Source organism: Candidatus Protofrankia datiscae (genome assembly GCF_000177615.2).
Classification (GTDB): domain Bacteria; phylum Actinomycetota; class Actinomycetes; order Frankiales; family Frankiaceae; genus Protofrankia; species Protofrankia coriariae.
The window spans coordinates 4486568-4505501 of the sequence record NC_015656.1 but is presented as its reverse complement, the minus strand read 5'-3'; the positions used below and the strand labels follow the sequence as shown (position 1 = coordinate 4505501).

The 18934-nt window shown below is 70.7% G+C and carries 20 protein-coding genes; 16 read left to right on the top strand and 4 right to left on the bottom strand.

Annotated features, from left to right (window positions below; genetic code table 11):
* Nucleotides 1-53: 53 nt before the first annotated feature.
* The 11 genes from FSYMDG_RS18890 to FSYMDG_RS26920 all read left to right on the top strand — a co-directional run bounded on the left by FSYMDG_RS18890 (nt 54) and on the right by FSYMDG_RS26920 (nt 9322).
* The gene (locus tag FSYMDG_RS18890) at nt 54-398 is read left to right on the top strand and encodes an STAS domain-containing protein (protein ID WP_013874994.1); all 345 of its coding nucleotides are present in this window, start codon (nt 54-56) and stop codon (nt 396-398) included.
* 148 nt (nt 399-546) lie between these two features.
* On the top strand, nt 547-1164 hold the full coding sequence (locus FSYMDG_RS18885; RefSeq protein ID WP_013874993.1) for a hypothetical protein: 618 nt from the start codon (nt 547-549) through the stop codon (nt 1162-1164).
* A 58-nt stretch (nt 1165-1222) separates the two neighbouring features.
* Nucleotides 1223-3259 (top strand): protein meaA, encoded by a 2037-nt coding sequence (locus tag FSYMDG_RS18880; protein ID WP_013874992.1) that lies wholly within the window; start codon nt 1223-1225, stop codon nt 3257-3259.
* Nucleotides 3260-3411: 152 nt separating this feature from the next.
* Nucleotides 3412-4092, top strand: coding sequence for an HD domain-containing protein (locus tag FSYMDG_RS18875; RefSeq protein WP_131792737.1), 681 nt, complete (start codon nt 3412-3414; stop codon nt 4090-4092).
* Nucleotides 4093-4108: 16 nt separating this feature from the next.
* Nucleotides 4109-4870: a DUF6328 family protein gene (locus tag FSYMDG_RS18870; RefSeq protein WP_258165206.1), complete on the top strand. Its 762-nt coding sequence runs from the start codon at nt 4109-4111 to the stop codon at nt 4868-4870.
* A gap of 11 nt (nt 4871-4881) precedes the next feature.
* The gene (gene nucS, locus FSYMDG_RS18865) at nt 4882-5544 is read left to right on the top strand and encodes an endonuclease NucS (protein WP_013874989.1); all 663 of its coding nucleotides are present in this window, start codon (nt 4882-4884) and stop codon (nt 5542-5544) included.
* A gap of 222 nt (nt 5545-5766) precedes the next feature.
* On the top strand, nt 5767-6021 hold the full coding sequence (locus FSYMDG_RS29825; RefSeq protein ID WP_013874988.1) for a hypothetical protein: 255 nt from the start codon (nt 5767-5769) through the stop codon (nt 6019-6021).
* The gene (locus tag FSYMDG_RS18860; RefSeq protein WP_013874987.1) at nt 5991-6386 is read left to right on the top strand and encodes a TA system VapC family ribonuclease toxin; all 396 of its coding nucleotides are present in this window, start codon (nt 5991-5993) and stop codon (nt 6384-6386) included. The genes FSYMDG_RS29825 and FSYMDG_RS18860 overlap by 31 nt, the downstream gene beginning before the upstream one ends.
* 221 nt (nt 6387-6607) lie before the next feature.
* Nucleotides 6608-8389 (top strand): 3-hydroxyacyl-CoA dehydrogenase family protein, encoded by a 1782-nt coding sequence (locus FSYMDG_RS18855; protein ID WP_013874986.1) that lies wholly within the window; start codon nt 6608-6610, stop codon nt 8387-8389.
* 127 nt (nt 8390-8516) lie between these two features.
* On the top strand, nt 8517-9017 hold the full coding sequence (locus FSYMDG_RS18850; RefSeq protein WP_131772831.1) for a YkvA family protein: 501 nt from the start codon (nt 8517-8519) through the stop codon (nt 9015-9017).
* A complete protein-coding gene (locus FSYMDG_RS26920) occupies nt 9014-9322 on the top strand; it encodes a hypothetical protein (RefSeq protein WP_013874984.1) in 309 nt (102 codons plus the stop codon). Before FSYMDG_RS18850 ends, FSYMDG_RS26920 begins: the two co-directional genes overlap by 4 nt.
* A 67-nt stretch (nt 9323-9389) precedes the next feature.
* Here FSYMDG_RS26920 and FSYMDG_RS18840 read toward each other — a convergent pair whose 3' ends face one another.
* Complete coding sequence (locus FSYMDG_RS18840; protein WP_013874983.1) at nt 9390-10040, bottom strand: sugar-binding protein; 651 nt, start codon at nt 10038-10040, stop codon at nt 9390-9392.
* Between the two features lie 145 nt (nt 10041-10185).
* The gene (gene ccrA / locus FSYMDG_RS18835) at nt 10186-11523 is read right to left on the bottom strand and encodes a crotonyl-CoA carboxylase/reductase (RefSeq protein ID WP_013874982.1); all 1338 of its coding nucleotides are present in this window, start codon (nt 11521-11523) and stop codon (nt 10186-10188) included.
* A gap of 192 nt (nt 11524-11715) precedes the next feature.
* On the opposite strand from ccrA, the gene FSYMDG_RS18830 reads away from it, so the two are divergent.
* Nucleotides 11716-12246 carry a SigE family RNA polymerase sigma factor gene (locus FSYMDG_RS18830; protein WP_013874981.1) on the top strand — a complete coding sequence of 177 codons (531 nt, stop codon included), beginning with the start codon at nt 11716-11718 and terminating at the stop codon, nt 12244-12246.
* Nucleotides 12243-13229 carry a hypothetical protein gene (locus FSYMDG_RS18825; RefSeq protein ID WP_013874980.1) on the top strand — a complete coding sequence of 329 codons (987 nt, stop codon included), beginning with the start codon at nt 12243-12245 and terminating at the stop codon, nt 13227-13229. The genes FSYMDG_RS18830 and FSYMDG_RS18825 overlap by 4 nt, the downstream gene beginning before the upstream one ends.
* A gap of 490 nt (nt 13230-13719) precedes the next feature.
* On the opposite strand, the gene mce is transcribed toward FSYMDG_RS18825, so the two are convergent.
* Nucleotides 13720-14142 (bottom strand): methylmalonyl-CoA epimerase, encoded by a 423-nt coding sequence (gene mce, locus FSYMDG_RS18820; RefSeq protein ID WP_043603994.1) that lies wholly within the window; start codon nt 14140-14142, stop codon nt 13720-13722.
* Between the two features lie 277 nt (nt 14143-14419).
* Here mce and FSYMDG_RS18815 point away from each other — a divergent pair, with 277 nt between their 5' ends.
* Nucleotides 14420-15604, top strand: a complete 1185-nt coding sequence (locus FSYMDG_RS18815) for an acetyl-CoA C-acetyltransferase (RefSeq protein ID WP_013874978.1) — start codon at nt 14420-14422, stop codon at nt 15602-15604.
* An 11-nt stretch (nt 15605-15615) separates the two neighbouring features.
* Complete coding sequence (meaB, locus tag FSYMDG_RS18810; protein WP_013874977.1) at nt 15616-16653, top strand: methylmalonyl Co-A mutase-associated GTPase MeaB; 1038 nt, start codon at nt 15616-15618, stop codon at nt 16651-16653.
* Between the two features lie 47 nt (nt 16654-16700).
* Here meaB and FSYMDG_RS18805 read toward each other — a convergent pair whose 3' ends face one another.
* The gene (locus FSYMDG_RS18805; RefSeq protein ID WP_013874976.1) at nt 16701-18251 is read right to left on the bottom strand and encodes a hybrid sensor histidine kinase/response regulator; all 1551 of its coding nucleotides are present in this window, start codon (nt 18249-18251) and stop codon (nt 16701-16703) included.
* Nucleotides 18252-18509: 258 nt separating this feature from the next.
* Here FSYMDG_RS18805 and FSYMDG_RS18800 point away from each other — a divergent pair, with 258 nt between their 5' ends.
* The gene (locus tag FSYMDG_RS18800; RefSeq protein ID WP_013874975.1) at nt 18510-18806 is read left to right on the top strand and encodes an MTH1187 family thiamine-binding protein; all 297 of its coding nucleotides are present in this window, start codon (nt 18510-18512) and stop codon (nt 18804-18806) included.
* The last annotated feature ends 128 nt before the right edge of the window (nt 18807-18934 follow it).

Sequence of the window (18934 nt, the reverse complement as noted above, 5' to 3'; positions counted from 1 at the left end):
ATGCCCGACCGGTCAGGGCGTGGATCAGGGGGGACGGGGGGACGGGAGGCCTGATGGGCAAAAACGTGACGTTTCGTAACGACGGCGGCAGGGAGTTGCAGACTGTGCGCCTGCACGGCCGGGTCGACGTGCGGACGGTCGGTGATCTGCGGCTGCGCCTGCACACCGCGATCGACTGCGGCCGGGGGCGGCTGCGGGTGAACGTGGCCGGTCTGGAGCTCGCCGACCAGGCGGCGCTCGGCGTGCTGCTCGGCGGGGTGCGGCGGGCCCGGCGTTCCGGGCGGTCGATGGTGCTCGTGGACGTACCCGACGATCTGGGCCGGCTGCTGTCGGCGAACCGTCTCGGACGTTTCCTCCAGGTCGAGGACGCCGACCTGTTCCATGTCGGTCATGCCTGATCCGCGGTAACCGGCCGCTACGCGGCGACCGGCCGGCACGTCGGATCGGCCGGTGTGGTGGGCTGTGGCCGACCAGCGTGAACGGCGGTGCCCCGGTGACGGGGCGCGGCCGTGCACCATGGGATGATGGAGCCGGCCGGGGAGGAACATGCTCGACGTCGATGCGCAGCGGCTGAACCCAGCGGATGGTCCCGCGTACCGCGCAGGCGGTGGCCAGCCCACCGACCCGCGCCGCCCGCTGGTCATCGCGGGCGCGTTCGCCGCCGCGATCGGTCTGGGAGCGGCCATCGGCCTGGCCACGGCACCGACGAAGACACCCGCCCCCCGGCCGGCGCCCACGGTCGCGCCTCCGGCTGAGGCGCAGCCGCCGCTGGAACCGTCCGCCTGGGAGGGCAGCCGCCAGCCGGGCGCGGCCCACCAGATGCGGGTGCGGCTGGTGGACAGGCGGGCCTTCAGCGCGAGCCTCGCGTACGCCCTGCGGGAAGGCGGCATCGCGGGGGTGGCCACTGACGACGTCGTCATACCGCAGGGAAAGCTCTTCTACGGGGCTGTCGAGGGTGTCGACAGCCCCGCCGACGAGTACTGGGCCGTGGGCCTCGCGCAGGTCGCGGGCGTCACCCCGGCCCCGCCGAACCCGCAGGTGTGGAAGCGGACGGGTAACGGCCCGTGGCAGCGGATCGCGCAGGGCCCCGGCGCCTGCGACGGCCTGCCCACCGGCCTGTTCACCGTGTGGCAGGGTCGCCCTCCGCTCTGTTCGGGCGGCTGACGACCCGCGCCGGTACGCTTCTGGACGTCCGACAATCCCTTCGGGAACGGGTGCGGCGATGGCGGATGCGGCACGGCAGGACCTCACCGAGCAGGCTCGTCCCCAGCGGGACCGACCGTGGATCATCCGGACCTACGCGGGGCACTCCAGCCCGGCCGAGACCAACGCCCTCTACCGCCGGAACCTGGCCAAGGGGCAGACCGGGCTCTCGGTCGCCTTCGACCTGCCGACCCAGACCGGCTACGACCCCGACCACGAGCTCGCCCGCGGCGAGGTGGGCAAGGTCGGCGTGCCGATCGCCCACGTCGGCGACATGCGCGCGCTGTTCCACGACATCCCGCTAAACCGGATGAACACCTCGATGACGATCAACGCGACGGCCATGTGGCTGCTCGCGCTCTACCAGGTCGTCGCACAGGAGCAGGGCGCGGACGTCGCCGCGCTCACCGGCACCACCCAGAACGACATCATCAAGGAGTACCTCTCCCGCGGGACGTACGTGTTCCCGCCCGCGCCATCGCTGCGGCTGATCACAGACATGATCGCCTACACGGTGACCGAGATCCCCAGATGGAACCCGATCAACATCTGCAGTTACCACCTGCAGGAGGCGGGTGCCACCCCCGTCCAGGAGATCGCCTACTCGATGTGCACGGCCATCGCCGTGCTCGACGCCGTGGTCGCCTCCGGGCAGGTGCCGGCGGAACGCACCGGCGAGGTGTGCGCCCGGATCTCCTTCTTCGTCAACGCCGGCGTCCGCTTCGTCGAGGAGCTGTGCAAGATGCGGGCGTTCACGCGGCTGTGGGACACCCTGCTGCGGACCCGCTACGGCGTCGAGGACCCGCGGCACCGGCGGTTCCGCTACGGCGTCCAGGTCAACTCCCTCGGCCTGACCGAGGCGCAGCCGGAGAACAACGTCATCCGGATCGTGCTGGAAGCCCTCGGCGTGACGCTGTCGAAGGACGCCCGCTGCCGGGCGCTGCAGCTGCCGGCCTGGAACGAGGCGCTCGGCCTACCCCGGCCCTGGGACCAGCAGTGGTCCCTGCGCATCCAGCAGATCCTCGCCCACGAGACCGACCTGTTGGAGTACCCCGACCTGTTCGAGGGCTCCGTCGTCGTGGAGCGCCGGGTGGCCGAGCTCGCCGAGGCCGCCCAGGCCGAGATCGACCGGGTGCAGGCCATGGGCGGCGCGGTTGCCGCGGTCGAAAGCGGCTACATGAAGTCCGAGCTCGTCCGTTCGCACGCGACCCGCCGGGTGCGTATCGAGTCGGGCGAGGACGTGGTGGTGGGCGTCAACGCCTTCACCACCACCGAGCCGAACCCGCTGCTCGCCGACCTGACCACGGCCATCCAGACGGTGGACCCGGCCGTGGAGGAGGCCGCCCGCACCGACATTGCGGCATGGCGGGCCGGCCGCGACGCGCGCGCCGTCGACGAGGCCCTCCAGAACCTGCGGGACACGGCGAAGACCGACGCGAACCTGATGCCGGCCACCCTCGCCTGCGCCCGTGTGGGCGTCACCACCGGTGAGTGGGCCGGTGCCCTGCGGGAGGTGTTCGGCGAGTACCGGGCCCCCACCGGGGTGTCCGCCGCGTCCTCGGTGCACGCGGGCGGCCGGCAGCTCTCCGACGTGCGGGAACGGGTCGTGGCGACCGGGAAGGAGCTTGGCCGCCGGCTGAAGTTCCTCGTCGGCAAACCCGGCCTGGACGGGCACTCCAACGGTGCCGAACAGATCGCCGTGCGCGCCCGGGACGCCGGTTTCGAAGTGGTCTACCAGGGCATCCGGCTCACGCCCGCGCAGATCGTCGCCGCCGCCGTGGAGGAGGACGTCCACGTCGTGGGCCTGTCGGTGCTCTCCGGCTCGCACATGGAACTGGTGCCCCTGGTACTCGACGGGCTGCGCGCGGCCGGCGTCGGGGAGGTGCCCGTGGTCGTCGGCGGCATCATCCCGCCGGCGGACGCCGAGCGGCTGAAGGCCCTCGGCGTCGCCGAGGTGTACACGCCGAAGGACTACGGCCTCACCGAGATCATGGACAGCGTGGTCGACGTCATCCGGGTCGCCAACGGCCTGGGCCGATCACAGCCCGCCAGCTGACCCGGTTGGACTCCGAGACGCTGACTTCGCGGAGAGTAGTCGTCGCGGAAAGTAACTGATGCCTGGTGAGAGCCTCAAAGGCCTGGTGAGAGATGTTTCGCCGGCTCGGGACCGATGTGCGAGGTGGCCGGCGGGCGCGTAGCGTGCCCAGGATGGTCTCCGACACTCCGTCCTTGGACGACGCGGTGGCCCTGGCCACCCGAGCCCATACCGGCCAGCTTGACAAGATCGGCGAGGGGTATATCGGCCATCCGCTGCGGGTCATGCGGGCGGTTGCCGCCATCGCGGACGGCGTCGGGGCCGACCATGAGCACGCGCAGATGGCGGCGGTGCTCCACGACGTCGTCGAGGACTCCGCGATCACCCTGGACGATCTGGTCGCGCTTGGTTACCCGCCCGCGGTCGTGGCGGCGGTCGACGCGCTCAGCCACCGCCCGGGGGAGCCGGTGGAGGACTACCTCGCCCGGGTCGCCGCCGACGATCTCGCCGTCGCCGTGAAGCGGGCGGACATGGCCGACAACGGCGACCCGGCGCGGCTGATCAGGCTGCCCGCGGAGCGGGCGGACCGTTACCGGCAGCGTTACGCCGACCGGACGCGCCTGCTCGACGACCTTGTCGCCGCCCGGCGGGCCGCTGGGAAGGCGGCCGGAACTGGGGAAGCCGCTGAGGCAGCCGACGCGGACGCCCACCGGAAGCCCGCCGAAGAAGCCGGGGAAGCCAGCGGCACCGAGGGCGTCGGCGGAACCGAGGGCGTCGGCGGAGGAGACGCCAAGCGGGCTGGCGGAAGAGCGGCCGCGCGGGGGAGCGGCCCGCCGGTCGCGTCCACCCCCTGACGCCAGGCGGCCGGCGATGCCCACCCGCCCGGACGCCCCCCGAGACGCTGCCCCCCGAGACGCTGCCCCACAGGACAGCGCTCCACAGAGCGGCGCTTCGCCGGGCGGTGTTCCGCGGTGCGGTGCCCCGCAGGACAGTGCCTCACAGAGCGGCGCCCCGCGGGGCAGTGCCCCGCGGAACAGAGCGCCATGGGAGGACGTCCCGCTGGAGGATGCTCCGGAGCCGCGGGCCAGGCGGCTGGAGCGGAACTGGAGCGAACTGCTTCAGGAGATCCGGGTGGCGCAGGCCGGCGTGCAGATCCTCTTCGCCTTCCTGCTGACCCTCCCCTTCACCCAGCGCTGGAACCAGGTCACCGACTTCCAACGGGCGCTCTACCTGGCCACGCTGCTGCTGGTCGCCGCCGCGTCCGCGCTGCTGATCGGCCCGGTGGCCTACCACCGGATCATGTTCCGCCGGGGTGCCCGCGCCCGGCTGGTCGCCGCGGCCAACACCATGGCGCTGGCCGGGCTGGTCATGCTGGGCGCGGGGATCAACGGCGCCGTCCTGCTCGTCGTCGACGTGCTGATGGGCCCGCTCGCCACCGTCCTGATCTGCTCGGCGACCGCGGCGTTCTTCGTCGCGCTGTGGTGGGCCCTGCCGCAACTGACCCGCTGGGAGCTGACAGCCATCCACGAGGACGCCCAGGATTCGCGACCACCCGCCCCCGGTGCGCCCGACGCTGGTGCGCCCGACGCCGGACCGCCCCACCCTGGACCGCCTGGGGCTGGCACGCGGTAAGGTGCGCAACCGTGCGTCTTGTGATAGCCCGGTGCAGCGTCGACTATGTGGGCCGACTGACGGCACACTTGCCCAGCGCCGTCCGCCTGCTGCTGGTGAAGGCTGACGGATCGGTGTCCATCCACGCGGACGGGCGGGCCTACAAGCCGCTGAACTGGATGAGCCCGCCCTGTGCGATAGCCGAGGCGGACGGCGTCTGGCAGGTGACCAACCGCGCGGACGAGCAGCTCGTCATCACCATCGAGGAGATCCTGCACGACTCCTCGCACGAGCTCGGCGTGGATCCCGGCCTGCAGAAGGACGGCGTCGAGGCACACCTGCAGGTCCTGCTCGCCGATCGGCCGGACGCGATCCAGGAGGGCCTCACCCTGGTACGCCGCGAGTACGAGACCGGCATCGGCCCGGTCGACCTGCTCTGCCGGGATCCCGACGGCGCCAGCGTCGCGGTCGAGGTGAAACGCAAAGGCGAGATCGATGGCGTCGAACAGCTCACTCGCTATCTCGCCCGGCTGCAGGACGATCCTTTCCTGCCGCACCCGGTACGCGGCATCCTGGTGGCCCAGTCGATCACCCCACAGGCCCGCCTGCTCGCCGCGGACCGCGGCCTGGCCTGCGTCACCGTCGACTACGACGCCCTGCGTGGCCTGGCCCCCGCCATCCCCACCCTGTTCTGACCCTCTTTCGCGCTGGACGGCCCGATTCCGGCGCGGCGGCGCGGGCGAAAGTCGAAGGATGTGAATCCGCTGCCGCGATAACAGCACCGCATTCACATCCTTCGAACCCCTCTCTTTCGTGCCGTGACTGGTGGTAACGTGCCAGGTGCCGGGTGGAGCGCCTGGCTCTGTCGGAGAGCGGACGTTCACGACCAGCATCGTGATGAGCTGATGCAATGATGACTGCGTACGACGATCGACCTTTCTGATGATCTTCATCGGCAGGCGCTGTCGATTGCCAGGGGCACCCGACGGACCCTGAGCGACACGGTTGCCGACCTCATACGTCGTGGGCTGGGGCAGAGTGGAGCGGCGGAGGTGTCCCGCAGCGAACGGACCGGCCTCCCGGTGGTGCGTCTCGGCACCGTCATCACGAGCGAGGACGTCCGCGCCATGGACGACGACCAGTGGCCACTCTCCTGGACGCCAACGTACTGATCACACTCATTGTCACCGATCACGTCCACCACGACGCGGCCGAAGCATGGCTTGCCGGCACCGCCGGCCGCTTCGCGACCTGCCCGATAACCGAGGGCAGCCTGGTGCGCCTGCTCATACGTGAAGGCCAGTCGGCGCAGACGGCAACGGCGGTCGTGTCGGCGATAGCCGGTGACTCCCGCCATGAGTTCTGGCCGGACGAAGTTTCATACAGCGCTGTGTCGATGACGGGAGTTATCGGGCATCGACAGGTGACGGACGCATATCTCGCGTATCTCGCCCGAACGCACAACGGGCGTCTGGCGAGTTTCAACCAAGGTCTGGCCAAGCTGCACGACGACATCGTCGACCTGATCCCTACATAATCCGCTCTCGACGACCCGCTCTCGCCCGGGGCCCGGCCGAGCGTTCCGTTCCCGGCCGAAGCCGGTTACCCGATCGCCCGATTTCATAATAATTATACGATTTTCGGGCTGATGCGACGTGAAGTGGTGGTTGTGGGGCCGCGTGCCGAGGACCTGGTGGAGTATCCGCGCGTCGCTGGTGGGCACAACGACGACAGCGACGACGAGAGGGGCGGTCCGGGATGGCTGGGGACTTCACGAGGGTCGGCGTGGTGGGGCTCGGCACCATGGGCGCGGGAATCGCCGAGGTGCTGGCGCGCGCCGGTATCGAGGTGGTGGGCGTCGAACACGACGACAGGGCGCTGGCACGGGGGCTCGGCCGGATCCGCCACTCGACCGACCGGGCGGTCGACGGCGGCAAGCTGACCGGAGCCGACCGGGACGCGCTGTTCACCCGGATCCGCGCCGGCACCGACCTGTCGGCGGTGGCGGACTGCCGGCTGGTCATCGAGGCGGTGCCCGAGCGGCTCGAGGACAAGCGGGCCGTCCTCGCCGACCTGGACGCACTGTGCCCGTCCGGGACCATCATCGCGACGAACACCAGCTCGCTGTCCATCACCGAACTGGCCACCGGGACCTCCCGGTCGTCCCGGGTCGTCGGCACCCACTGGTTCAACCCGGCACCGGTCATGGGGCTGGTCGAGATCGTCCGTACGGTCGTCACCGACGCCACCGTGCTGGCGGACGTCGAAGCCCTCGTCACGAAGGTCGGCAAGACCGCGGTGATCGCCGCGGACCGGGCCGGTTTCATCGTCGACGCCCTGCTGTTCGGCTACCTCAACAGCGCCGTGGGGATGCTGGAGGCGCACTACGCCACCCGTGAGGACATCGACGCGGCCATGCGTCTGGGCTGCGGGCATCCGATCGGCCCGCTCGCGCTGCTCGACCTGATCGGGCTCGACTCGGCCTACGAGATCCTGGACTCGATCCACCGCACCTCCCACGACCACCTGCACGCTCCGGCGCCGCTGCTGCGGCAGCTGGTCGCGGCCGGGATGCTCGGCCGCAAGACCGGGCGTGGCTTCTACACCTACGCCGCCCCCGACACGTCCGAGATCGTCGACGTGGTGCCGGCGGCCGCTACCACGGCTGGCACCGTGACCGGTGCCACGCCCCGGCCGGTGCGCACGGCGGGCATCGTCGGCAGCGGGACGATGGCCGCCGGGATCGTCGAGGTCTGCGCCCGGTACGGCTACGACGTGGTGTTCCACGCCCGCGGCGAGGAGAAGGTCGCCGCTGTCCGCAAGAAGCTGGAAAGCTCGCTCGAGCGGGGCGTCGAGAAGGGGAAGATCTCCCTGGACGACCGGGCCGCCGCCCTGTCCCGGGTGCGGGGCAGCACCGACCTGGCCGCCCTCGCCGGCTGCGACCTCGTCATCGAGGCGATCGTGGAGGACCTCGCGGTCAAGCGTGCCCTGTTCGCGGCCCTCGACGCGGTGGTGCGCCCCGGGGCGGTGCTGGCGACGACCACGTCGTCCCTGCCGGTGATCGAGTGCGCGGCCGCCACCGCCCGCCCGCGGGACGTGGTGGGGATGCACTGGTTCAACCCGGCGCAGGTGATGCGGCTGGTGGAGATCGTGCCCACCGTCCTGACCGCGGACGACGTCACCGCCACGGCCTTCGAGGTGGCGCGGGCGGTGGGCAAGCATCCGGTGCGCTGTGGCGACCGGGCCGGTTTCATCGTCAACGCCCTGCTGTTCCCCTACCTCAACGACGCGGTGAAGATGCTGGCGGACCACTACGCGGACATCGACGCCATCGACACGGCGATGACGGTTGGCTGCGGGCATCCGATGGGGCCGTTCGCGCTCGTCGACGTCGTTGGCCTGGATGTGACGCTTGCCATCCAGCGCGCTCTGTACCAGGAGTTCCGGGAGCCTGGCCACGCTCCGGCTCCGCTGCTCGAACACCTTGTCAGAGCGGGTTATCTCGGCCGCAAGACCCGCCGCGGGTTCCGGATCCACTGATCAGGCATGCCGGTCGTTGGGCGGCTGGGGTGTCGGCACCGTCGCCTACGATGGCGCCGTACGGCGTGATTCGTCACCGACACGCCGGCTCCCGTTGCCACCTCCGGAGGATGCCGCGATGATCCCGCTGGACAAGCTGGACAAGGATGCCGCCCGGGATCTGGGCCGCGAGATCGTGACGTTCGTGCCCGACTTCGTGGTGATGCTCAGGAAGGTCCTGGCCGATCCGCGAGTCTCCCAGTCGGCCAAGCTTGAGGCGGCCGGGGCGCTGGCGTATTTGCTGTCCCCGAAGAACCGGCTGACGAACCTGATCCCGTTGGTGGGCCAGCTCGACGATGTCGCGATCGTGGCCTTCGCGTTCCGCAGGCTGGAGATCGGCGCGGGTGAGGCCGTGCTGCGGGAGCACTGGCGCGGCAGCGACCGGGCCTTCCAGCTTCTGCTGGGTGCCTCCGCGGCCTTCTCGTCGCCGCGGGGGGTGCTCCGGAAGGCGAAGCTGGTGAAGACGATCGCCACGTCGACCGCCAACCGGATCGGTGTTTCCCGGCGTCATCCGGCGGGCGGGGCGGACCCACATCGGGTCATCGAAGGTGAGGTCGTCGACCGGACGTCGGCGACGCACCCACAATGACCCGGAGCCGGTCCCGGCGGGCGCGAGCGCAGGGGCGGGCACAGACGCCGCGGGCACCCGTAATCGTCGGATCCGAGACGACCGAACAGCATCCGGACGGCGACTGGGTCGTCCGTCGGGTCAGCGGCGCGGCCGCGTGGAAGCACTACCGCTGCCCCGGCTGTGAGCAGGAGATAGTCCCGGCCACCCCGCACGTGGTGTGCTGGCCTGACGACCAGGTCGCTGACCGCAGGCACTGGCACACGATCTGCTGGACCCACCGCGGCCGCCGGAATCCGCCGGGCCGGTCGCGGCCGGGCGGCTGATCCGGCCCGGCTCGCGATCCCGGTCCGCGTACGGCCGCGGGCCCGTGCCCCCAGGGCAGGGGCGGGGTCAGGAGCGGACGGCCGTGGGCCGTTCGGCGTCCGCCGGCTCCGGATCCACGCTGAGGTCCAGGGGGGCCATCGCCGCGGCCAGCCGGTCGCGCAACTGACCGAGCTGGGCGGTCACCTGGTCGCGTTGCCGACCGAGGTCGGCCAGCCGACGCCGCGAGTCGTTCTCGGCCGTTTCGGCTGCCTCACGGGCGTCGGCGACGATCCGCTGTGCCTGCGCCTCCGCGGTAGCGATGGTCTCCTGAGCCTTTGTCTCGGCCTCCCGGACCGTTCGTTCGCGGGTGCGCTGCGCGTCGGCGTGGGTCTGCTGGGCCTCCTCCAGCGCGACCTCGGCTTCCCGAGTCCGTTCGGCGCGGACGACGGCGGCCTCTTCCTCGGCAAGCTGGAGGATCTTGGTGATCCGCTCGCCGAACTCCTCCCAGGCCGGCCGGTTGGCGGCCAGATCATCACGCAGCGTGGCGGCCTCGGTGGCGGCCTCCGAAGCCGCGGCCTCGGCCGCGGCCCGATGCGACTCGGCTTCCCGCAACTGTTCGACAAGCCAGTTGACGTGCGCCCGGACCTGATGCGGGTCGTAGCCGCGACGAACCAGATCGAACTCCGGCGAGGCATCCCCACCGCCGGACATCGGGATGAGATCGGTTTGTTCGGTCATGGGACATCAGCGTGCCAGACCACTGTCATGGTTGACCTCCTCGGGGCCGGTGAACCGACGTACATCGAGTCTCCCGGAAAATGCGCCGATCGCCAGGTTTGTGCTCGAGAAACCCGGCGTTGCGGGTACCCGGCATCCAATACCCCTACACCCCGCGGAAGCGGTTGATCTGGGTGAGGTGACGTTCGCGTGTCGCCTGGTCGCGGACGCCGAGGCCTTCCGCGGGGGCGAGGCAGAGCACCCCGACCTTGCCCTGGTGGAGGTTGCGGTGGACGTCGTAGGCGGCCTGCCCGGTCTCGGTCAGCGGATACACCCGGGAGAGGGTCGGATGGATCAGGCCCTTGGCGATCAGCCGGTTGGCCTCCCATGCCTCGCGGTAGTTCGCGAAATGCGACCCGACCACGCGCTTGAGGTTCATCCACAGGTAGCGGTTGTCATAGGAGTGCATGAAACCGCTGGTGGAGGCACAGGTCACGATCGTCCCGCCGCGCCGGGCGACGTAGACGGAGGCGCCGAAGGTCTCCCGTCCGGGATGCTCGAAGACGATGTCGGGGTCCTCGCCGCCGGTGAGCTCCCGGATCCTCCGGCCGAACCGCTGCCATTCCTTCGGGTCCTGGTTGTGTTCGTCCTTCCAGAACCGGTAGCCCTCCGCGGCCCGGTCGATCACCAGCTCGGCACCCATCCGGCGGACGATCTCGGCCTTGTGAGCGGAGGAGACGACACAGACCGGGATCGCGCCGCCGTTGAGTGCCATCTGCGTGGCATAGGAGCCGAGACCGCCGCTGGCACCCCAGATCAGCACCACGTCGCCCTGCTTCATGTTCGCGCCGTTGCGTGACACCAGCTGGCGGTAGGCGGTGGAGTTCACCAGGCCGGGGGAGGCGGCCTCCTCCCAGGTCAGATGCGCGGGTTTCGGCATGAGCTGGTTCGCCTTGACCAGGGCGAGCTCGGCCAGCCCCCCGAAGTTGGTCTCGAAGCCCCAGATGCGCTGCTCCGGGTCGAGCATCGTGTCGTCGTGGCCCTCGGGACGCTCCAGCTCGACCGACAGGCAGTGGGCCACCACCTCGTCGCCGGGCGCCCAGGCGTGCACCCCGGGGCCGGCGCGCAGGACGACTCCGGCGAGGTCGGAGCCGACTACGTGGTACGGCAGGTCGTGGCGTTTGCCGAGCGGGGAGACCCGGCCGTAGCGCTCCAGGAAGCCGAACGTCGGGAGCGGTTCGAAGATCGACGTCCACACGGTGTTGTAGTTGATCGCGGAGGCCATGACCGCGACCAGCGCCTCGCCCGGGCCGAGCTCGGGAGTGGCGACCTCGTCGACGTACAGGGCACGTCGGGGGTCCTTCTCCTGGGAGGTGAGTCCGGCGAAGATGTTGACGTCCGCCTTGCGGACCACCGCCGCCCGGTAGCGCTCGGGTATGCGAAGGTCCGCGAACTCCTTCCGGGGGGTGTCACCGGCAAGAATCGCCTCAGCAATTTCCTTCACGATCGACCTCCCATGCGTCATGTGTGACGTGGGCCAAGATGCTACCGGCGGGTATGCCTAGTAGTCGTCCAGTTAGGGGTGTGCGTAGGGGCCGGAAGCGATACAACGTGAGATGAGAGCAACCATTGGGGGTGGGAGCGCGTCTGATCTGTTGTGACCGCGCCCATGACAGTCGTGGAGGGGTGGCGGCCCGTGCCTGCGCGGAGCGACGCCGCCCGTAGCGAGGTCGCACGGGACGCCGACACCGCTCTCACCGTTTTGTACTCGGAACATTACCGGTCGCTTGTCCGTCTCGCCGCTCTCCTGCTCGACGATCTCGGCCTGTGCGAGGAGGTCGTCCAGGACGCCTACATCCGTGTGCACGCGGCCTGGGGCCGTCTGCAGGACCGCGAGAAAGCGCTCGCCTACCTGCGGCAGACCGTCGTCAACCTCGCGCGTTCGACGCTGCGGCGCCGGCTGGTGGCCCTCAAGCACGCGCCCAAGCCGATGCCGCACGCGGCCAGCGCGGAGGAGGGCGCCTACGCCCTGGTCGAGCGGGCCGCCGTCGTGCAGGCCCTGCGCGAGCTGCCGCGCCGTCAGCGGGAGGCGGTGGTCCTGCGCTACTATGCCGATCTTTCCGAGGCGGATACCGCGGCGGTCATGCGCTGCAGCGTCGGATCGGTGAAGGCGTACACGTCCCGCGGGCTGGCCGCGCTGGGTAGCAAGCTGGAGGGCCTGCGGTGACCGGGCTCGAACCCGACGAGCTACGCCGGCGCCTTGCCGAGGCGGTCGAACCACTGCAGACGTCGCCGGACGCGTACGCGCGGATCCGCGCCGGGGCGCTGCGCCGGCGCCGGATGCGGGTGCCGGCCGCGGCCTTCGGCGGGCTGGCGCTGGCGGGCGTGATCGGTGTCGCCTACGTGGTGAGCGAGCCCCGCGACTCCACCACCCTGGTCGAACCGGCCGCGCCGCCGTTGACGCAGACGGCCGGCGCGACGGCCGCACGCACCCCGACCTCGTCGGCCGCCCACGGCGGCGGCGGCGGAGGCGGCCCGGTCCGCGGGACCATCACCGCGCAGCCCTCGTCGCTGTCCACCTCGCCGGTCACGGAAATCAGCCCGCTGCCGTCCCCGAGCGCGACGGCCGGGCGGCCCAGCGTCTCGCCCAGCAACATCAACTCCCCGCCCCTGCCGCAGCCGGTGTCCCGGCCGGCGAAAAAGGGCGATGTCGACGGCGACGGCACGGACGACACGACGCAACTGTCTGGCAACACCCTCATGGTCACGCTCAGCCGGTTCGGGCCGGCCACGCTGGCGCTGTCGGAGGTGGTGTCGCCGCCGACCATATCGATCATCGACATTGACGCCGACGGCTACGGTGAGCTGATCGTCCAGACCGCTGGTAACGCCGACACCAGGACGTTCACCGTGATCAAACTGATCGCGGCCAGACAGCTACGGCAGGTGAGCGGGTCGCCGCTGCCGCTGTCGGCAGGTCTCTCGGGCACCCACGGTGATGGCTTCACCTGCGACGGCCCAACGCCCGGGACCGTGGTCGTTGCCACTGGCAACGCCACCGGCAACGCCGCCAGCGACCGGACGTACTCGGTCACGTACACGACGTGGCGTCTGTCCGGCGAGAGCTTCCAGGCGGTCGGCTCACCTACGTCCTCAACGGTGGACCTGAACACGACCGCGTCGCCCTTCACCGCCGGCTGCGGGGTTTAGCCCCGGATTTCCGCTTTGCGAAAATCCGGGGACCCCTACTCTCTGGGGTTGGCCGTCGAGGGTGGTTTCTGGATCATCTGGTGATGATCCAGAAAAGTAAGGACCTTGCGGTGTGTCCGCTTTGCGAAAATCCGGGGACGGTGGCCGCGGGAAAAATGTGGGTGGTGGTGGTCGGGGGCGAAAAAGGATGTGGATCCGGTGTTGTCCGAACAGCGGCGGATCCACATCCTTCAGGCCCTTCCGGGGTATTTTGTTCCGTGGGGGTCGTTGTCGGTGGTTCTCGGACCACTCGGCCGTCGTTTTCGGGATTTTCGGTCATCTGGTGACGGCTGACACCAGTGATGGTCGACAGCGGGAGCTGTGGCGCTGGTCGGCGGGAAGCCGCCGGGGAAGGGCCCGCGAGATCCGTTGGTCGGGGCCATCGTCTGGAGCCGCCAGTTCGCCGGTCGGGGTCACCAGGTGAGGCCACCGGCTGGGCCGGTGTGGGGGATCAGCGTTTGGCGGCCTGGACCAGCTCGGTGAGGACGCCGCCGGTGTCCTTCGGGTGCAGGAAGGCGATGCTGGCGCCCATGGAGCCGTGCCGGGGTCGTTTGTCGACCAGCCGGACCCCCGTGGCGCCGATCGAGGCCAGCGCATTCTCGACATCGTCGACGCCGTAGCCGATGTGATGGACTCCCTCGCCGTTGCGGGCGAGGAACTTGCCGACCGGCGAGTCCGGTCGGATCGGCTCCAGCAGCTGTACATAGGAGCTGCCCGCGGGGCCGTCGGCGACGAACAGCATGGCTTCACGCACCCCCTGTTCCTCGTTGATCTCCTGGGACGCTACCGTGAGGCCGAACGTCGTCTCGTACCAGGAGATGGACTTCTCCAGGTCACGGACGGCGATGCCGACATGGTCGATTCTGGTGAACATCGCGGTCTCTGCCTCTCTTTCGTGGTCGTTGCGGTTGCCAGGATTTTCATGATCATTATGATTACCGTGATCGTCGCGGTGGCGTGGACGAAGGAGATGTGGGGAGCGCGGAAGTCTCGCCGACATGCCGGCCCATCCTCCTGGGATCGTTCCGGGATGCTGCCACACCTGACCGCCACCGGCGCGGATACGCGGGTCGCCCCTGCTGGTCCGGCATGTTAGCCATGATCACGTTATGGTTACCAAAGACGCTGTCGTACCTGCGGGAGGCCCACTCATGCCTGGTTCCGTCATCGTGGCCGGTGCGCGGACGCCGATCGGCAAACTGTCCGGTTCGCTGAAGAACTTCTCCGCCGTCGAGCTGGGTGGGTTCGCGATCAAAGCCGCGTTGTCACGGGCCGGGATCAGTGGCGACCAGGTCGATTACGTGATCGTTGGGCATGTGATCCAGGCGGGTCAGGGTCAGATCACCTCCCGGCAGGCGGCGGCCAGGGGCGGAATCCCGCTGAGCGTTCCCGCGCTCACCGTGAACAAGGTCTGCCTCTCCGGCCTGGACGCGATCGCGCTGGCCGACACCTACATCGCCAGCGGCGAGTTCGACATCGTCGTCGCCGGTGGGATGGAGTCGATGACACACGGCCCGCACCTGTTGCGGTCCCTGCGCGCGGGCGTCCGCTACGGCAGCGCCGAGCTGGTGGACGCAACCGCACACGACGCTCTGACCTGTGCGTTCGACCAGGTGGCGATGGGGGAGGGCACCGAGCGGGGCAACTCGACGCGGGGTATCGGCCGGGCCGAGCAGGACGAGTTCTCCGCCCGGTCGCACCAGCGGGCCGCCGCCGCGATCAAGAACGGCCTGTTCGACGAGGAGATCGTCCCGGTCGAGGTGCCGCAGCGCCGCGGCGACCCGATACTGATCAGCCAGGACGAGGGCGTTCGCGGTGAGACCACCGCCGACTCGCTGGCGAAGCTGCGTCCCGCCTTCGCCGCCGACGGCACGATCACGGCCGGTTCGGCGTCGCAGATCTCCGACGGTGCCGCGGCCGTCGTGGTCACCAGCCGGGCCAAGGCGGCCGAGCTCGGCCTGCCCGTGCTCGCCGAGGTCGGCCACCACGGTTTCGTCGCCGGCCCGGACCCGTCCCTGCACTCCCAGCCGTCGAACGCGATCCTGGCGGCGTTGCGCAAGGAGGGGCTGACCCCCGCGGACGTGGACCTCTACGAGATCAACGAGGCGTTCGCGGCGGTGGGCGTCCAGTCCATGCGCGATCTCGGTATCGGCCCGGAGGTCACCAACGTCAACGGGGGCGCGATAGCGCTCGGGCACCCGGTCGGCATGTCCGGTACCCGGATCGCCCTCACGCTCGCCTACGAGCTGCGTCGCCGGGGCGGCGGTATCGGTGCTGCCGGCCTGTGCGGTGGTGGTGGTCAGGGCGACGCGCTCGTGCTGCGCGTCCCGGCGTGAGCTCGACCCCGGTGGCGCTCCCGGCGCCCGGGCCGGTCCGGACGCGCTCCGTCGCCCCGGCCGACCTGGTGGACGCCGCCGTTGCCGGCTCCCCACGGGCGCTCGCCCGGCTGATCTCCCTGGTGGAGGACGCCTCCCCGCAGCTGCGGGAGATCATGACCCTGCTGGCGCCACGCGCCGGGCGGGCGCAGGTGATCGGCCTCACCGGCTCCCCCGGGGTGGGCAAGTCGACCTCGACGTCCGCTCTTGTCGGCGCGTTCCGCGCCCGTGACCTGCGGGTCGGCGTCCTGGCCATCGACCCGTCGTCCCCGTTCAGCGGCGGCGCGCTGCTCGGGGACCGGGTGCGCATGCAGCAGCACGCCACCGACCCCGGCGTCTACATCCGCTCGCTGGCCTCCCGAGGGCATCTCGGTGGGCTGTCCTGGGCGACCCCGCAGGCGCTGCGCGTGCTGGACGCGGCCGGCTTCGACGTGGTGCTCGTCGAGACGGTGGGGGTGGGCCAGGCCGAGGTCGACATCGCCTCGCTGGCCGACACCACGCTGGTGCTGCTGGCACCGGGGATGGGCGACGGCGTCCAGGCGGCCAAGGCCGGCATCCTGGAGATCGCCGACGTGTTCGTGGTCAACAAGGCCGACCGGGACGGCGCGGAGCACACCTACCGGGAGCTCAAACACATGATCGCCCTGGCCGGGCCGGCCGGCGACCAGCGGTGGCAGCCGCCGGTGGTCAGGACCGTCGCGTCCCGTGCGGAGGGTGTCGACGAGATCGTGGACGCGATCGCCGAACACCGTGCGTGGATGCTCCAGCAGGGTGTGCTGAACGCCCGCCGGCGTCGGCGGGCCGCCGACGAGATCGAACAGATCGCCCTCACCGAGCTGCGGGCCCGCATGGGCGGCCTGCGGGACGCGACCCTGCTGGACGCGCTCGCGGGCGAGGTCGTCGCGGGCGCGCTCGACCCCTACACGGCCGCCGAGCGCGTGATCGCCGGTGTGACCGGCCGCGGGGCGACCAGCGGCGGGACGGCCGGTACCGGAGCGATCATCGGCTGATTCGGCCGGTTCCCGCCGGGCCGGCCGGCCCGGGTGCCGGGCCGGCGCTACTGGTGTGCGGCCTGGCGCCGTCCGCCGTTGCGCACCGCCAGGTGGCCGGCCGCCGCGATCACCGCGTTGACGTCGAGGGGCGCGCCGACGACACCTACCGCGCCGGCCTGCCGCAGCTTGGTCAGATCCCGCGGGTCGTCGTCCGTGGTGAGGACGACAGCGGGGACCTGCCCGGCGGTGGCGTCCGCCGCGAGCACCCGCAGCAGTTCCTCGACCGGCGCGTCGGGCAGGATCCGGTCCAGCAGCACCAGCGCCGGCCGGGAGCGCCGCACGGCGTCCAGCGCGAGGGCGGCGCGCGGGACGCAGACCGTGTCCGCTCCCAGCGAGCTGCGCAGCACATGGGTGACCATCGCCCGGGTCGCCGGGTCACCGCTGACGTGCACGACCCGCAGGCGGCTGTCGACCGGCTCCGTCCCCGGCACTGATCCCGCCGACGGCCGGTCCGTGACGGCCGGCACCGGCGCGAACCCGTCATCGTCGTCCGGGTCGCCGTAGGCGTCGTCGAAACGGACGTCGATGGTGTCCAGGACCACGGCGAACACGCTGCCCACCCGGTAGCGGCTGGCCGCGGTGAGAACACCGCCCATGGCCGTGACCAGGGCGTGGGACAGCGCCAGCCCCAGCCCACTACCCTCGACGCCGCTCCGTTCGGCTCCGAGCCGTTCAAACGGCCGGAACAGCCTGTTCATGGCCTCGGGGGGCAGGCCGTTGCCGTCGTCCTCGACCTCGATCCGCACCCGGCCCCCGGTGACGGGCACGATCCCGACGCGGACGGTGCCGCCCTCACGGCCGTACTTCAGGGCGTTGCCGACCAGGTTGAGCAGGACCTGCCACAGCCGCCGCCGGTCGGCGTCGGCGACCAGGGGTTCGGCCGGTGAGATGACCCGCCGGATCCCGCGCTGCGCGGCCAGCGGCTCGACCAGCTCGACGACGCCCTGAACGATCTCCAGGACGTTGACGGGCCCCTTGTTGATGTCCCCTCGCCCGGCCCGCAGCCGGGCGAGGTCGAGCACGTCGTCGATGAGGGCCTGCATATGCCGGCCACCGGTGATGATCCGTTCGACGTCGTCGTGCAGCTCCGGCGCCAGCGGCTCGAGCTCCAGCAGCTGGGCGAAGCCGAGGACCGCGTTGAGGGGGGTGCGCAGCTCGTGGCCGAGCCGGGCGACGAACTCGTCCTTCGCCCGGGACTCCCGTTCGGCCGCCTCCCGGGCCCGGATGTCCTCGGTGTCCTGGGCGGCGATCACGAAGCCGCCGTCGGGATCGGCCCGTACCGACACTAGATAGGGCGCCGGGTTGCCCGCGGTGTCGACGAGATCGACGGTTCCGCGCCACTGGCCGGTACGGCTGAGCGCCCGGGGTACGACATCGCGCAGCCGGACCCGCGAGGACGGCTCCACCACGTCGATCAGGTCCCGTAGATGGATCGTCCCGGCCAGCCGTTCGCCGAGAAAGGTCCTCGCGGCCGCGCCCGCGTCGAGCACGCGGCCGTCCGCGCCGACGAGTACGACCAGGCTTGTCAGCGCGTCGAGGAGGGTCCGTGGAACCACCTATGCCTCGTCGTCCCGTGCCTCGTCATCCCGGTCATTGCGCATCGTCCACTCCACGGCGGGCAATAGTAGGGCGTGCCGTCGAAGAGCGTTGTCTCGGGTTTGGTCGAGTGTCCGTTTATGCCGTCCCAGGGATGGAACCTGCACAGAAGGTAGCATCCGGCGGCTGGTCGTCGCCAATGCTGGCACACTCACCAATCCCGGCAGGCTCACCGATACCGGCACGAAGGTGGTGGCAGCCATGGTAGATCTTGAACCATGCTCGTAGCGTTCAGCGTGACCCCGATCGGCACCGGCGAGGACGTCGGCGACCTGGTCGCCGAGGCGGTGCGGGTGGTCCGCGCCAGCGGCCTGCCCAACGAGACGTCGGCGATGTTCACGACGGTCGAGGGGGAGTGGGACGAGGTCATCGACGTCGTGCGCCGGGCGGTCGAGGCCGTGGGCGCGAGGTCCGGACGGGTGAGCCTGGTACTCAAGGCCGACATCCGCCAGGGGGTCACCGACGCGATACACGCCAAGGTCGCCTCGATCGAACGGCGCCTGGCCCAACAGTGACCCAACAGTGACCGCTGCCCGGCCAGGTTGGCCAACCTGGCCGGGTTGGACGGATTTCGTCTGGTCCGTGATGGCTGCCGAGCTGGTTGCGGGCTGGCCGGAGGCGCGATGCCGACCGGCCGTGGGCG

Excerpts from the sequence above, each read along its gene's own strand:
- FSYMDG_RS18890 (WP_013874994.1), top strand. The coding sequence starts at position 54 with ATGGGCAAAAACGTGACGTTTCGTAACGACGGCGGCAGGGAGTTGCAG.
- FSYMDG_RS18885 (WP_013874993.1), top strand. The coding sequence starts at position 547 with ATGCTCGACGTCGATGCGCAGCGGCTGAACCCAGCGGATGGTCCCGCG.
- FSYMDG_RS18880 (WP_013874992.1), top strand. The coding sequence starts at position 1,223 with ATGGCGGATGCGGCACGGCAGGACCTCACCGAGCAGGCTCGTCCCCAG.
- FSYMDG_RS18875 (WP_131792737.1), top strand. The coding sequence starts at position 3,412 with ATGGTCTCCGACACTCCGTCCTTGGACGACGCGGTGGCCCTGGCCACC.
- FSYMDG_RS18870 (WP_258165206.1), top strand. The coding sequence starts at position 4,109 with ATGCCCACCCGCCCGGACGCCCCCCGAGACGCTGCCCCCCGAGACGCT.
- FSYMDG_RS18855 (WP_013874986.1), top strand. The coding sequence starts at position 6,608 with ATGGCTGGGGACTTCACGAGGGTCGGCGTGGTGGGGCTCGGCACCATG.
- FSYMDG_RS26920 (WP_013874984.1), top strand. The coding sequence starts at position 9,014 with ATGACCCGGAGCCGGTCCCGGCGGGCGCGAGCGCAGGGGCGGGCACAG.
- FSYMDG_RS18840 (WP_013874983.1), bottom strand. The coding sequence starts at position 10,040 with ATGACCGAACAAACCGATCTCATCCCGATGTCCGGCGGTGGGGATGCC.
- mce (WP_043603994.1), bottom strand. The coding sequence starts at position 14,142 with ATGTTCACCAGAATCGACCATGTCGGCATCGCCGTCCGTGACCTGGAG.
- FSYMDG_RS18815 (WP_013874978.1), top strand. The coding sequence starts at position 14,420 with ATGCCTGGTTCCGTCATCGTGGCCGGTGCGCGGACGCCGATCGGCAAA.
- FSYMDG_RS18800 (WP_013874975.1), top strand. The coding sequence starts at position 18,510 with ATGCTCGTAGCGTTCAGCGTGACCCCGATCGGCACCGGCGAGGACGTC.